6 protein-coding genes and 3 pseudogenes are annotated in these 14731 nt (G+C 42.9%); 4 read left to right on the top strand and 5 right to left on the bottom strand.

The genetic code is table 11. From position 1 onward, the window contains the following. Positions 1–154 precede the first annotated feature (154 nt). Positions 155–654 (bottom strand): annotated as a pseudogene (locus ACOBWA_RS01955) (chorismate--pyruvate lyase family protein). A gap of 99 nt (positions 655–753) precedes the next feature. Further along, entirely contained in the window at positions 754–2130 is a 1377-nt protein-coding gene (locus ACOBWA_RS01950; protein WP_420230079.1) for a GNAT family N-acetyltransferase, read from the bottom strand. 607 nt (positions 2131–2737) lie between these two features. Here ACOBWA_RS01950 and ACOBWA_RS01945 point away from each other — a divergent pair. After that, a pseudogene (locus ACOBWA_RS01945) lies at positions 2738–4956 on the top strand (NADP-dependent isocitrate dehydrogenase). Positions 4957–5189: 233 nt separating this feature from the next. Here ACOBWA_RS01945 and icd read toward each other — a convergent pair. Further along, positions 5190–6449 carry an NADP-dependent isocitrate dehydrogenase gene (gene icd / locus ACOBWA_RS01940; RefSeq protein ID WP_420230078.1) on the bottom strand — a complete coding sequence of 420 codons (1260 nt, stop codon included), beginning with the start codon at positions 6447–6449 and terminating at the stop codon, positions 5190–5192. A gap of 437 nt (positions 6450–6886) precedes the next feature. On the opposite strand from icd, the gene ACOBWA_RS01935 reads away from it, so the two are divergent. Further along, a complete protein-coding gene (locus ACOBWA_RS01935) occupies positions 6887–7501 on the top strand; it encodes a pseudouridine synthase (RefSeq protein WP_101205551.1) in 615 nt (204 codons plus the stop codon). Positions 7502–7722: 221 nt separating this feature from the next. Further along, entirely contained in the window at positions 7723–8586 is an 864-nt protein-coding gene (locus ACOBWA_RS01930; RefSeq protein WP_420230077.1) for a DUF305 domain-containing protein, read from the top strand. A 167-nt stretch (positions 8587–8753) separates the two neighbouring features. Here ACOBWA_RS01930 and ACOBWA_RS01925 read toward each other — a convergent pair whose 3' ends face one another. Then, on the bottom strand, positions 8754–10784 hold the full coding sequence (locus ACOBWA_RS01925) for a M61 family metallopeptidase (protein ID WP_420230076.1): 2031 nt from the start codon (positions 10782–10784) through the stop codon (positions 8754–8756). Positions 10785–11107: 323 nt separating this feature from the next. Here ACOBWA_RS01925 and ACOBWA_RS01920 point away from each other — a divergent pair, with 323 nt between their 5' ends. Beyond that, positions 11108–11593, top strand: coding sequence for an FKBP-type peptidyl-prolyl cis-trans isomerase (locus ACOBWA_RS01920; RefSeq protein WP_057758283.1), 486 nt, complete (start codon positions 11108–11110; stop codon positions 11591–11593). 505 nt (positions 11594–12098) lie between these two features. Here the strand turns inward: ACOBWA_RS01920 and ACOBWA_RS01915 are convergent. Next, positions 12099–14307, bottom strand: a pseudogene (locus ACOBWA_RS01915) (carboxy terminal-processing peptidase). Between the last annotated feature and the right edge of the window lie 424 nt (positions 14308–14731).

Here is a 14731-nt window from a genome sequence, read left to right as displayed (position 1 = left end):
GAACTTTTTCTCTTGCCCGCCCTTTTATGCTGTTTTAGGCATAAAATATTTTTAAATGTGGCTAGATATAATCGATTCAATTTAAAAGTAGTACAAGGCAGCCGAGTGTAGATGTATATTAAATAACTCAAGCGAGGTTAACCTAGTAATATTTTTATAGGTCGCTAGTTAAAAACGCAGGTAAGAACGTTTCACTGATCATAAGCGTGCGACCATACCAGTCATAACGCGTTTGTCGTTGCCAACCGTCACTGGTATGACTGATAAAACGCTCATTTGGCAAGGTACGCCGACGCTTAAATAAAACGTAGCCGATAGGTGTGTTTTTCAGATGTTGAAGACGACGCGACTGACCTTTTAAACTGTTTAAAGGAAAGATACTCTGTGCTTGCACCCATGGCATGTCATCATTGCCATATAACTGCACTTCCCGTATCCATGCCAGTATTGGACGATTTAGCATCATGCCTCGTACACCCAGCTGCTTTTTTGTTCTAAAGTCAGCGGACGATATCCTTCGAAGCTGCGTTTTACACGCAGCGGCTGCCCTGCCTTCTCTTCTAATATAGCAGTGAGAGAGCCTTCAGCATTTAGCCAAGGTATGAGTTCAGTAGGAGGTAGATCATTGGTAGAACTAAAAGAATTGCTGGTCATAGTTTATGGCTAGTATTTTTTAGAGAGTATTTAACAGTTAAAAGGTGCTTGCAAAGTGAAGCAAAGTTAGTCACAAATGATTACCGTGATGAATCAATGCTATGAGTCACTGCCATCAAATTCAGGCATATTGTCTGCATTAAAAGGCAAAGCTTCGAATGCCTGCTGACGATACTGCGCCATATGCAGCCGATCTCTAGCACAAAAATCGCCAATTGCCGGTACAAAACGCGGATCATAAATACGGTGGATAGAATGTGTTGTCGTTGGGATAAAACCACGTACCAGCTTATGCTCGCCTTGCGTACCCGGATCAAAAAACATCAACCCTTGCTCAATAGCAAACTCAATACCTTGGTAATAGCATAGCTCAAAATGCAAGCTGTCATACTCACCTAGCGCACCCCAGTAACGACCATATAAGGTAGCATTATTATCAGCCCTGTCACTATCAACATTGTCGCTATCAGGTCTGTCATATAAGAACAAACTACTCGCTATAATCTCACCACTGGCATCAAGTGCTTGCGCAAGCATTATATGCTCAGGCATGCTCGCTGCCAATGCCATAAAAAAATCTATCGTCAAATAAGGTTGCTGTCCACGTACTGCATAAGTCATCACATAACAATGATAAAAGGCCTTCCAGTCAGCATCGCTAATAGCATCTCCGCACTTGCGCTGGCAGCTAATGCCCTGATCGGCAACTTTACGGCGCTCAGCCCGAATGGTTTTACGCTTTTTGGCTTTTAAGGTCATCAAAAACGCATCAAAATCTGCAAATGGCTTACGGTCATTAAGTAAGTCTTTGTTTTGCCATAAGAACTGGCAGCCTTGACGCTCAAATATCGGTAGCTCAATAGCAGCTGACTCTACGCCGCTTTCTTGAGCCGCTATGGCAAGCTCTACATCAATTTCAGTTGGCATAGATGTAGTGGCAATAGAGGCCAGCTCAGGTGTCACAAACAGTCCATGCCAGCTTGAGGCGCCCACTTGTTGAGCGATATCATCGATACCTGCGATGGCCGTTTTGAGGATAGCTTCATTCAAGGTTTCACCTTTGGCCAACCAAATCCTTTGACCAGTAATCGGTGTATATGGTGCGCTAGTGACCAATCGCGGATAATAATCAACGCCATACCGTGCATAAGCTTCAGCCCATGCATGATCAAATACAAACTCACCGCGATGATGACCTTTTATAAATACTGGCATGACAGCCACAGGCTGCAATGTATTTTCTACCGCGTCATCTACTAAGGTATCGGTGTTATCTTCACTATCGGCACTATTAGTAGCATCAGCGACACGATGTACCAAAATAAATATCGGTAGCCAGCCTGCCTGCTCACCAATTGCTCCGGTGTCAGTCAAGGCTTGCCAAAAAGCAAATGACATAAAAGGGGTATCTGGCGTCTGCCACTCTGTTTGGCTCTGCCAGCTGGTATCATTAATCAGCGCATACTCTAAACTCATATTCACCGTCACTATTATAATCGCGATATATTTATCGATAACCAATCTATTGATGACCTAGACTAGCAAATTTTTACGTCATTGCTGTCACAATTTGCAAAAACTTATCCGCACCCAATAGAAAACCACCAACGATAACGCGGGTGGTTTGTAAGAATGCGCTCATGGGCAGTAAGATCAATATAAAACGTCATGAAAAAACAGTAGTTGTATGGAAAAGATGATATCGAAGCCGATGACTGGTAGAATAAGGTTGTTATTAGCTTAGTATAATTCGAAACCATAGGATACGAGCTAAAACAGTATACTTAGTTCATGGTATACGATTGACATCCTATCGGATTTATAGTGGATTGATTATAATGTAGCGTCAGTGATTCACTTTTAGGCAGTTTTGCACCGACCGTTAACGTGTTGCCTTTAAATGCTTTTTTCATGAATATTATTAAAAGAAAATGTCTGACCTGTCTTAAAAATTTCTAAGAAGCTACATATGAAGTACTTGTTCTAACCATATCATGGATTATTGCATAGTATCATTGACGCATATTCAACACTATATTTGAGCTTTATTATTAACTACAGCCTAAAGGAAGATCTAACTAAAATGTCAAAAATTATTTATACAAAAACTGACGAAGCCCCAGCGCTGGCGACTCTGTCGTTCTTACCTATTGTCGAAGCATTCACAAAAACAGCAGGCGTTGAAGTTGAAACCAGCGACATCTCTGTTGCAGCGCGTATATTGGCTGAATTCCCTGAATACTTGACCGAAGAGCAACGTGTTCCTGACAACTTAGCTGAGCTAGGTCGTCTGACTCAAGACCCAAATACTAACATCATTAAACTGCCAAACATCAGTGCTTCTGTACAGCAGTTAAAAGCTGCTATCAAAGAGCTACAGAGCAAAGGCTATGCCATCCCTAACTTCCCAGAAGATCCACAAACTGACGAAGAAAAAGAGCTACGCAAGCGCTATGGCAAAAGCTTAGGCAGTTCAGTGAACCCAGTACTGCGTGAAGGTAACTCAGATCGCCGCGCTCCTAAAGCCGTCAAAAACTATGCACGCAAGCATCCACACTCTATGGGTGAGTGGAAGCAATGGTCAAGCACGCACGTATCACACATGCATGGCGGCGACTTCTACGATGGCGAGCAATCTATGACATTAGATAAAGCTCGTACAGTACGTATGGAGTTGTTACTTGATGACGGTACTCAAAAAGTATTAAAGCCTAAAATTGCTTTGCTTGATAAAGAAGTCATCGACCTGATGGTCATGAGCAAAAAAGCACTATTAGAGTTTTATGAGCGTGAAATGGAAGATTGCCGCGAAGCTGGTATCTTGTTCTCATTACACGTAAAAGCAACCATGATGAAGGTCTCGCATCCTATCGTCTTTGGTCATGCGGTTAGAATCTACTATAAAGAAGCCTTTGAAAAACATGGCGCATTCTTTGATGAGCTAGGTATCAACGTCAACAACGGTATGGCTGACTTGTACGACAAAATTGCCACTTTGCCAGCCTCTCAGCGTGAAGAGATTGAGCGCGACTTGCATGCGTGTCAAGAGCATCGCCCACGTCTGGCCATGGTTGACTCTTCAAAAGGTATCACCAACTTCCATTCTCCAAGTGATGTAATCGTTGATGCTTCTATGCCAGCGATGATTCGTTCAGGTGGTAAAATGTGGGGTGCTGATGGCAAAATGTATGACTGTAAAGCCGTCATGCCAGAGTCTACCTTTGCGCGTATTTACCAAGAAATGATCAACTTCTGCAAATGGCATGGTAACTTTGATCCAAAAACCATGGGTACCGTTCCTAACGTTGGCCTAATGGCTCAAAAAGCTGAAGAGTATGGCTCGCATGACAAGACTTTTGAGTCTAGCGATGCTGGTATTGCACGTATCGTCGATATTGATACTGATGAAGTGCTACTCGAAAAACGTGTTGAGAAAGGTGATATCTGGCGCATGTGTCAGGTTAAAGATGAGCCTATCCAAGACTGGGTAAAACTTGCCGTACGCCGTGCTCGTGAATCAGATACACCTGTAATCTTCTGGTTAGACCCTTACCGTCCACATGAGAACGAGCTAATCAAAAAGTTAGAACATATCTAAAAGATCATGACACTACTGGCTTACATATCGAGATTATGTCTCAGGTTCGTGCGATGCGTTATACGCTAGAGCGCGTTGCTCGTGGTCTAGATACTATCTCTGCGACCGGTAACATCCTACGCGATTACCTAACTGACTTGTTCCCTATCCTAGAACTAGGCACCAGTGCCAAGATGCTATCAGTTGTACCACTAATGAAAGGCGGCGGTTTGTTTGAAACTGGTGCTGGTGGTTCTGCACCGAAGCATGTTGAGCAGCTGACAGAAGAAAACCATCTACGTTGGGATTCACTTGGTGAGTTCTTGGCATTGACGGTATCTTTGGAACATCTAGCAAACAACGACAACAATGCTAAAGCTCAAATCTTGGCAGACACGCTAGATACAGCAACAGAAAAACTGCTACTAAACGATAAGTCGCCATCACGTAAAACTGGCGAGCTCGACAACCGAGGTAGCCATTTCTATCTAGCGATGTACTGGGCAGAAGAGCTTGCAGCGCAAGATAAAGATAGCGAGCTAAAAGCGCAATTTACACCATTCGCGCAAAAACTAAAAGAGAACGAAGAAGCCATCGTTAAAGAACTTAACCAAGCTCAAGGCAAGCCAGTAGATATCAAAGGCTACTACTATGCTGATGAAGAGTTGGCTAAGAAAGCAATGCGTCCAAGCGCTTTGTTTAACGAGACTTTGGCATCGCTATAATTTAAGCGATTGCTCTTAGACCATTAAACCTAATCGCTTTTGGTTTTTATACCCAGAAGCGATTAAGCGGGTTTAAGTCTTGGTAAAAAACACCTCAACCGTCTTCGAACGTTGGGGTGTTTTTTTGTGTTTTCTAAAATCTTTATAAAAAGTGAAATAAAAAAAGCCACCTATATAATCAGGCGGCTTTTTGTACATAACAATAAAATAGAATGCTTAGCGTTTAAGTAGTCTTAGGCTTCCATATGCTTAATAATCGCCTTACCAAACTCAGAAGTACTCAGTAAGGTAGCATCCGGCATCAGACGCTCAAAATCATACGTGACTGTTTTGTTGGCAATCGCCCCTTGGATACCACTGATAACAAGATCAGCTGCTTCCGTCCAGCCCATATCACGAAGCATCATCTCAGCAGACAATATCAATGAACCTGGATTTACTTTATTTTGACCAGCATACTTAGGCGCAGTACCGTGCGTCGCTTCATAAACAGCAATCGCGCCGCCTTTATTTGCGCCAGGCGCGATACCAATACCGCCTACTTCAGCGGCCAATGCATCAGAGATATAGTCGCCGTTTAGATTGAGCGTTGCCACTACAGAATAATCTGCAGGACGCATCAAAATCTGCTGCAAAAACGCATCAGCGATGACGTCTTTAATAATAATGTCATTACCTGTTTTTGGATTTTTCATAGTCATCCATGGACCGCCATCTAATGGCTCTGCACCAAAACGCTCTGCCGCTAGCTCATAACCCCAATCCTTAAACGCGCCTTCAGTGAACTTCATGATGTTACCTTTATGCACTAGCGTCACATTTGGCAAACCATTATCAATGGCATGCTGAATCGCTTTGCGTACCAGACGTTGTGAGCCTTCTTTTGAGACAGGCTTGATACCGATGCCGCAGTCTTCAGGGAAGCGAATACTGGTCACACCCATCTCATCTCTTAAGAAATTGATAACTTTTTTGGCATCATCGCTGCCCGCTTTCCACTCGATACCCGTGTAGATATCTTCTGTATTTTCACGGAAAATAACCATATCCGTCAGCTCTGGATGCTGCACTGGGCTTGGTACGCCCTCAAACCAGCGTACGGGGCGTTGACAGACATACAGATCGAGGTTTTGGCGCACTGCGACGTTTAACGAACTAAAGCCACCACCCACTGGCGTGGTCAATGGACCCTTGATACTAATGACGTAGTCTTTTAGAATCTCTAGCGTCTTGCTTGGCAAATAATCGCCGTCATATACTTTCGCTGCCTTTTCACCAAGATACGTCTCCATCCAAATGATAGACTTCTTGCCGTGATACGCTTTATCAACCGCAGCATTGACTACTTTTATCATGACAGGCGTGATATCTACACCGATTCCATCACCTTCCACAAACGGAATGATCGGATGGTTGGGAACATTTAATGTTAAATCTGCGTTTACGGTCACTTTTTCGCCGTCTCTTGGCACGATAACCTTATCATATGACATCGATGATACTCCTTGGTTGTATGTTGGACGTCGCAAGCGAACTAGACACTTTGTTATGCTAACCGTTTTATTATAGTTGTAACGCTCTGGGCGCTTATCGGTTAAGCAAAGCTTTGATGAGTACGACACTTACGGCATTGGTTTGAACGATATGAAAAATAGCTCGAAGCTAAAAAATTAAAATAAAGACCCAAACAAGGATTGCCGCTTACAGATAGTAGATATTTCTCTATTAAGAATATAAATACCACTATCAGAATGCGGATTTAGGATAACAGCAAATTTATACAAGCGCTGTCCTACTTTTGTAGCAGGTCACGTAGCATACAGCACGTTAAATATATCGCCCGTAGTCTTGTCGCTTAATACTAGCTCTGCATCACAAAACATACGCTACAATGATTCATTGTCCCTCAAAAACTAGGAAACACCGTTTTATGTCTACTTCTAGTCTCATCTTATTCAATAAGCCTTACGGCGTGCAAAGTCAGTTTAGAGATGACAGTAATAACGATCACACCACCCTATCGCAATACTTTACTGACAAGGCTTTGCGAGTTGCTGGTCGGTTAGATGCTACTTCAGAGGGCTTGCTGATTTTGACCGATGATGGTCGAGTTAATAAAGCAATTACTCATCCGCCAAAAGCCAATGCAGGGCGCAAACAAGGTAAAACTTATTTAGTGCAAGTAGAAGGAACCCCTACTGCTGAGCAACTCAATAAGCTCAAACGTGGCGTGGTTTTAAAAGATGGTAAAACGCTACCTGCTGAGGTCAAACACGTCAGTGAAAATGAGCTACCGATGGTACTCTGGCAGCGCAATCCGCCAATACGTGAGCGTAAAAGCGTACCGGACTCATGGCTAATGCTGACAATATATGAAGGTAAAAATCGCCAAGTTAGACGTATGACAGCGCATGTCGGTCTGCCTTGTCTGCGTTTGATACGTTGGTCAGTGGCAGGATTTGAGCTAGGTGAGTTAGCTGTTGGAGAGTTTGTACGCGTTCATCTAACTAGCGAACACTGTCGTCAGCTAGGTATTTCTAGCTAGTTTAGATAGTTTTAAGTTTATATATTGTTGATTAGTTCACACTGTTTGGCTATTTAGCTGTTTAGCCCCTAATATAAAGCTCTGACACTAATATATTACGACCTGTTAAACATAGTGTCTCGAATGGGTAAGGTTTATCTGCTAACATTCAGCACGTAATTGATTATGTATAATAAGTATTATCCATTTATCGTTTGGTTTTTTCACAATAGGGATATGTCATGATTGCTTCTCGTCGTTTTCTTTCGTTGGTCACTAGCATTTCTGCAGCGCTTGTATTGAGTGCCTGTCAGCCAACGACAGAGGACAACCAATCAAATCCTGCAGAAGAAACCTCACCGCCAGTAACTGATATACCACATGCTGAGCATGACGATATGGCAGACGATACTCTAACAAATGACAGCGATAACAGTGTCAGCGATGAGTCTCAAATGAGCGATATGCTCAGAGACTATACGAGATCGATGACTAGAATGCATGACGAGATGATGATTGGTATGGGGTATAACGATCCTGATACCGCTTTCGCTAAAGGTATGTTGGGACATCATCGCGGCGCGGTAGATATGGCAAAAATAGAGCTCAAGTATGGCATTGATGAAGCGATGCGCCAACTTGCTCAAGACGTCATCACGGCACAGCAAGCTGAAATCGATGTCTTAAACAAGTGGCTGGCTAGCCATCCTGATGCTGCCAAACCTAAGCCAAATACTGTGGCGATGCAGCAAGCATATGCTAAAAGCATGGAAAATATGCATGGCGAAATGACTTTGGGTGTGGCTGATCCCGTGCCTGATATGGCGTTTGCACGCGGCATGCTACCGCATCATATTGCCGCTGTTGATATGGCAAAAGTTCAGCTCGAATATGGGACAGATGAGGAGATGCGTCAGTTGGCGCAAGACGTCATTGATAACCAGCAAACTGAAATTGATGTGATGAAAAACTGGATTGCTGCGCTTGAGGCTGCAAGTAGCAACGAAGACGATAGTTCTGTAGATGAAAGTATTGAGCCTGAAACTACCGATAATAAGAATCCAGATAACTCAGATAATCTAGATAACAGAGCTAAAGAGCAGTAAATGTATATCTCTCCAACCTCTGACCTATCGAGCATTTAAGTTGCTTGGATATATCTACAATATTAAAAGTAATTTAAAAAACCCTCTTCTAAGCATGATTGCTCGGAAGAGGGTTTTTTATATGGAAGGTTTTTTCGTATAGAAAGGTATTTTATATAGCATTGAGGCTACCGCTTCATAACATTGAGCCATGTCTCCCAACCTGCATCACCTTTTAATTGCTCATTATCATTGTCTAGCGTCTTATCTTCTTTTGCTAAGCGTAGGCTTACTTTATGAGGAGGTACTGCTCCAGTCATGCTAATTGTCTCATCTCGCGACTTAACTTTGGTTGTCGGTTCGGGTTGAACCTGAACACACATCAGCTCATCACGACGGAATAAATAACATTCAACAGGATGCGCTATATTAACCAAGGCGGTAAGCTGTTTCGTATCCGCTTTGATGCCGTCAATCGCGATAATAACGTCATGTGCTGAAATACCAGCTTTAGCCGCAATACTATCTCGCATCACACGATTGACTTTGAGCCCAGCTGGCGTTTCGTTACATCGCATACCCCAAGGCACATGCTTGTCAGCCGTTTCTTTAGTATTCGCCTGTATTTTGACACCATTTGCAACTAGCAACGCTTCAATTGGCAGCTCTTCTACCCCGTTGACATAACGGCGTTCAAAATCTTCCCATTCTGCTAGCGGCATAAACTGCTCAATGACTGAGCCCATGTCAGCACTACTGATACCAATCCGCTTACTGTCGTTCTGCTTGGCTTGAGTATAAAAAGCTTTGACCACATCAAACAAACGATAACGACCATCACTATTTTCGAGTAAGATTAGATCCAGACATAGGGCTACCAACGCGCCTTTATTATAGTAGCTGATACCCGCATTGCCTGTATTTTCATCGGTACGATACAGTTTAATCCAAGCATCAAAACTCGACTCTGCCACGCTTTGATTACCACGCCCTGGAGTCTGGTAGTAGCGATTGATTTGCTCGGCTAGCAGTCGCAGATAATTGGCTTTATCAATCACACCTGACGCTTGCAACATAAAATCATCGATATAAGACGTAAACCCTTCGAACACCCAAAGTAATGGTGTAAATGCCTCACGGCGCAAATCGACATCAATCATGACATCAGGTCGTACCGTCTTCACCCACCATGAATGAAAATACTCGTGACTACATAGTCCTAAAAACCGCTGATAATCTGTACTTGGTAGCTTTGGCTCATTGGCATTTGGCAAGTCATTGCGCGGGGTAATAAGACTAGTAGAGTTGATATGTTCAAGCCCACCATAATCTTGACCGCTAGCAAAGGTCATAAACGTATAATCATCAAATGGCGCATCGCCTAACCAATCTACGTAGGTCTGACAAATCTGAGTAATATCCTGCTGCAATCGACCTAGGTTAGCATTCTGCTTACCTGACAGATAAAAGCTATGATGTAGCGTCTGATGCTCATTGTCATGAATAATAAAATCGAACTTTTCTTGTTCTGCGATTTCAAATGGATAATCAATCAGCTCGTGATAATTCGTTGCCTGTAACTTGTAAAGGTGCTGATGGCTCGCTTGCTGACGGCCTTTTTGCTGCTGATCAATCTGCAGGTGCGTAGCGTCCAAGCCACAGGCCAACAGTACTTTGCTACTTTCTTTGTCTGCAAAAAATGTCTCGGGCACGATTAAGCTAACGTGGGCAGGTGCTTGCTCTTGCCCTTCGACGGCTAGCGCAAGCGAGGTGAAATTACCATAAAGTCGTTGCTGATCGACATAGGCTGTACGCACAGACAAGTCATAGCAATAGACTTCGTACTCGACGATGACCCTCTGCCCTGCTTGCGCCGCTGGCAGCTGCCATGTATTTTTGTCGATTTTCTGCGCGCGATAAGTCTCTGGCTGCTCGTCACTATCCGCTGTTTGAGCCTCTACTATTTGATAATGTACCGCAGTGATGTTTCGAGCAAACTCGCGCATCAGATAACTGCCTGGTATCCACGCTGGTAACCAAAGCTGCGGAGCGTCGGATACTACTGTAAAGCTCAGGGATACATCGACCAAATGCTCGTAGAAACGGGCAAAATCAAATTGATAGCTTATATCAACTATCGTTTTAGCCTTAGTATCATCATGATTGGTTGAAACATTGCTCGCTGGTTGTTTAGTAGTGGTATTGGCAAATGCAGTCATCGTGTCTCTCATCCTTATTTTTATAATTATGCTAGAAGTCCTGCTCTAAAAAAGCAACTCCTAAACCATGAATAGCCAATCGCTATGCATTAACTATAGAAAATAGCAGTTATTATTGTAAATTGTGGCATTAATTGGCATTTTTTATGTTTTTTGCCTTGAAAGTTATGTGGGCCATCTCAATTAAAGATGCTAACTGCTAAAGTTACTTTAATAAACTGATGATAATTGACTAATGACGTGGCCTTTTGGCTTGCAGATTGGCTTTTTAGGTTTATTGCAACCGTATTTAATTTTTTACATAGATATATTTAGGATATTTTATGACTACTATCGCAAAAGACACTGCCGTCAAATTCAATTACACACTAAAAGACGACGAAGGCAATATCCTTGACCAGTCACCAGAAGGTCAGCCACTTGCTTATCTACATGGTCACAGCAACATTATCCCAGGCCTAGAAGCACAATTAGAAGGTAAGTCTGCTGGCGAAAAAGTTAATGCAGTCGTTGAACCTGCTGATGGCTATGGCGAATACCAAGAGCAAGCAGTACAGCACGTACCACGTGACAACTTCCAAGGCGTTGATGACATTCAGCCTGGTATGCAGTTCCAGTCAGAAGCTGGTGGCCAAGTAATGTTGGTTACTGTGACTGCTGTAAACGATCAAGAAGTGACTGTTGATGCAAACCATCCATTGGCTGGCAAGCGTTTGACATTCGATGTTGAAATCCAAGAAGTACGTGCAGCAACTGAAGACGAACTAAACCATGGCCATGTACATGGTGCAGGTGGCGTTGAGCACTAATCTCTTCTAGAGTGTAGTGAAAATAGTTAGATAATAAGTTATTAAATTTATCATCTAATCTAAAAGGCCAGTAGCCGATAAGGTTACTGGCCTTTTTTATGCTTATCTCATGGTAAGTTTTGAATTAATATAAATATGCTCAACTTTAATACTATCTATTCAAAGAATCCGCTATAAACATTATTAACATCCAGACGTAACAAAGCCGCATAACGACAAGCGTCATGCGGCTTTTATTACCAACCATCCATGTTAGCGTTACGTGATACCTAATCCCGGGGTATCTCATAACTGACAGGCATCCAGCCTTATCATCCTTAATCAGCAAACTACTTATCCCTAGTGCGATCTTTAAGATACCAATCCCTAGTATCAATGAACCGTTTCGTTCAATCGTGCCGTACAGTTATAGTCGCAGATTGACCCTTCGTTGGTAAGAGGTCTAAACGTCAATCTATGTAAGCATATGCTTACATAGATTACGTAACGCTATAATAACTTCACATTATAGCTTCTCTTCAGGGCTAATCATTGTCTTAGGTTCAGCGCTGAGCATGAGGTAAGCTGCCTCATTGATAAACGCTTCATCCTCTGGTAATTCTGGACGTTCAGCGGCTTTCATACGGCTACGTTCTTCAAACTTTGCGTCCATCGCTGCTTGATAAGTATTCCAGTTAGAGTATGGACGCTCACCAGTTGCGATAAGGCGTTTGTTTTCTGCTTCTAATGAGCGTTTCTCAATTAGTTGCATTTTAGCTCGGCGGCTATTGATATCTAAACGAACAGGTTTCTTTTCATCATCCATGTTACGAATATCATTTAGCGTCGACAGATAAGTAAATTGCGGGTCTTTTTGTTGGCGAATCTTAGACTGTTGATTGAGCGTCGCCAACGTATCACTGGTAAACTTCCCTTCAGGCTTATACGGCGCCGTTCTGATCGTATCCCAAGGTAATGCTTTTTCTGAGCGCGCTCGCCAAAGGTAGCATCATCATAGATATTGACTAACTCAACGTCTGGTACGACACCTTTATTTTGCGTACTACCGCCAGTGACACGATAAAACTTACGCTGAGTTAAGGTGGCAGAGCCTAAAGCTAAGCTATCGAGCTGAATCTGCGCAGAGCCTTTACCAGTTGTCGTACTACCAACTACCAATCCGCGACCATAGTCTTGAATAGCAGCGGCAAAGATTTCACTGGCTGATGCCGATGCTAAGTTGGTAATAACCGACATTTTGCCATCATACAGCTGCTCGCCGCCATCGTTGTCGCGATATACTTGAATGTTACCGCGATTATCACGAATCTGTACTAGTGGTCCACTCTTAATAAAGAAACCTAACATCTTGGCAACTTCATCTAATGAGCCACCAGGATTGTTACGCAAATCAACCACTAGGCCATCGATATTTTGTTTATTCAACTCTTTTAGTGCTTTTTCAGTATCGATACTGACGCTACGGTAGTCCTCACCATTACGACGAGCCCGATAGTTTAAGTAAAAGCTTGGTATCTCAAGTACGCCAATACGCTTTGGCGTCTTATCAATATTAGGACGCTGCACTTCTACCACTCGCTGAGTGACGCCTGACTCCTCTTGCTGGATGATATCACGTACTACCGTGACCGTACGGGCGCTAGCATCTGGCGTGTTAGGTTGACGTAATTTCAGTGTGACCGACGTACCGCGTTTCCCACGAATCAAGCTGACAATTTCACGCGTTGACCAACCGACCACGTCCGTCATGGTTTCGCCATCTTTTGCGATACCAACGATCAAATCATTAGGCTTGATTTGACCCGACTTGGCGGCTGGACCACCATCGACCAAAGTCACAATACGAGTATAATCTGGATTTTTGCGATCTGGACGAATAGAGACACCTATGCCTTCTAACTGAAGACTAGACTGGATTTGGAGTTCGGTCGCTTGAATCGGTGCATAGTAATTACTGTGCGGATCATAGGTCAGCATCGCCGTATTTAAGATGGTTTCCATGATTTCATCATCTTTGAGACGTTTAAACTGCTCTTGTTGACGCGACAAACGATTTTGCAAAATTTCATTTGGCGTACGCTCATCGTTACGTACCAAGTCTTGCCCACGTGTGATATCTGGATTGCTTAAAAATACTTTCTCTTTGGCTTTTTCGTCTTCTTGACCGAGGGTAATGCTCATCAACTGGAACTTTAGCTGACGTTCCCAGTAATCGCGCTGCTCTTTTTGGTTTTAAAATGGCCGAGTTTTTCGCGATCAAGAATGATTGTGTCGTTACCTGTCAAATCAATGTCTGTTTTGAGCATCTTGGTGGCCATCGCAAAGTACTCATTTGAGCGTTTGCGGTAACGATCAAACACCTCTACCCCTGCAGACAGATCACCTTGTTTTAGGCGAGCGCCAAAATCTTCAGCATGTTTTTTCTTCAGCTCATCGACATCAGATTGCAAAAACAACGTATGGTTTGGGTCAAGGCTATCAATATACATTGATAGGATTTCGCTACCAGTTTTACTATCTAAAGGCTGATTGAGATAATGACTGCGATCCAGCAAGGCGGCTACTTGACGGGTGGTGACCTTTTGCTCAGGGGTCTGAACGAAACTTCCCGTATTGGTCTCGGCGACTGCAGTACCGTAGCTTTGGGTTAAGATAATACCGGCGATGCCCACTGACGCTGCACTGAGTAACCACTGTGCTGGTTGTTTTTTCATCATATGTACCTAGTTATTTGAAGTTAATAGTATTGGGTAATTCATCAGAATTAGAAATGCTCGAATCTGTTATGACCTATAAATGCTGTGTTTTATTCTTATATTTTATGCATCATTAAATACTGATATATAGTCAAAAATCAATCAATATTATCACGCGCATAAATACTGAACTGTCTCAAACTGTATAAGCAATCTTACACGCTACACCTGTACATACCAAACTTTCTATCACTTTTATCATACATAGCAATTGAGGGCTATCAACAACGATTTGATGACTGAATCTACTGGCTATTAGCAAATTGATTTGACCCCAATAATCTGCCACATTATGCTCAGTTAATAATAGCTGTCATAATAAGATATCTGAACAATGACTGATAAGTGATAAGACAGGCATAGATAGATAATCAGTCACCCA

It is taken from the genome of Psychrobacter sp. ER1 (assembly GCF_048631835.1).
In the GTDB taxonomy this organism is placed as follows: Bacteria; Pseudomonadota; Gammaproteobacteria; order Pseudomonadales; family Moraxellaceae; genus Psychrobacter.
The sequence above is the reverse complement of the archived record's forward strand: the minus strand, read 5'-3'. Positions and strand labels throughout refer to the sequence as shown.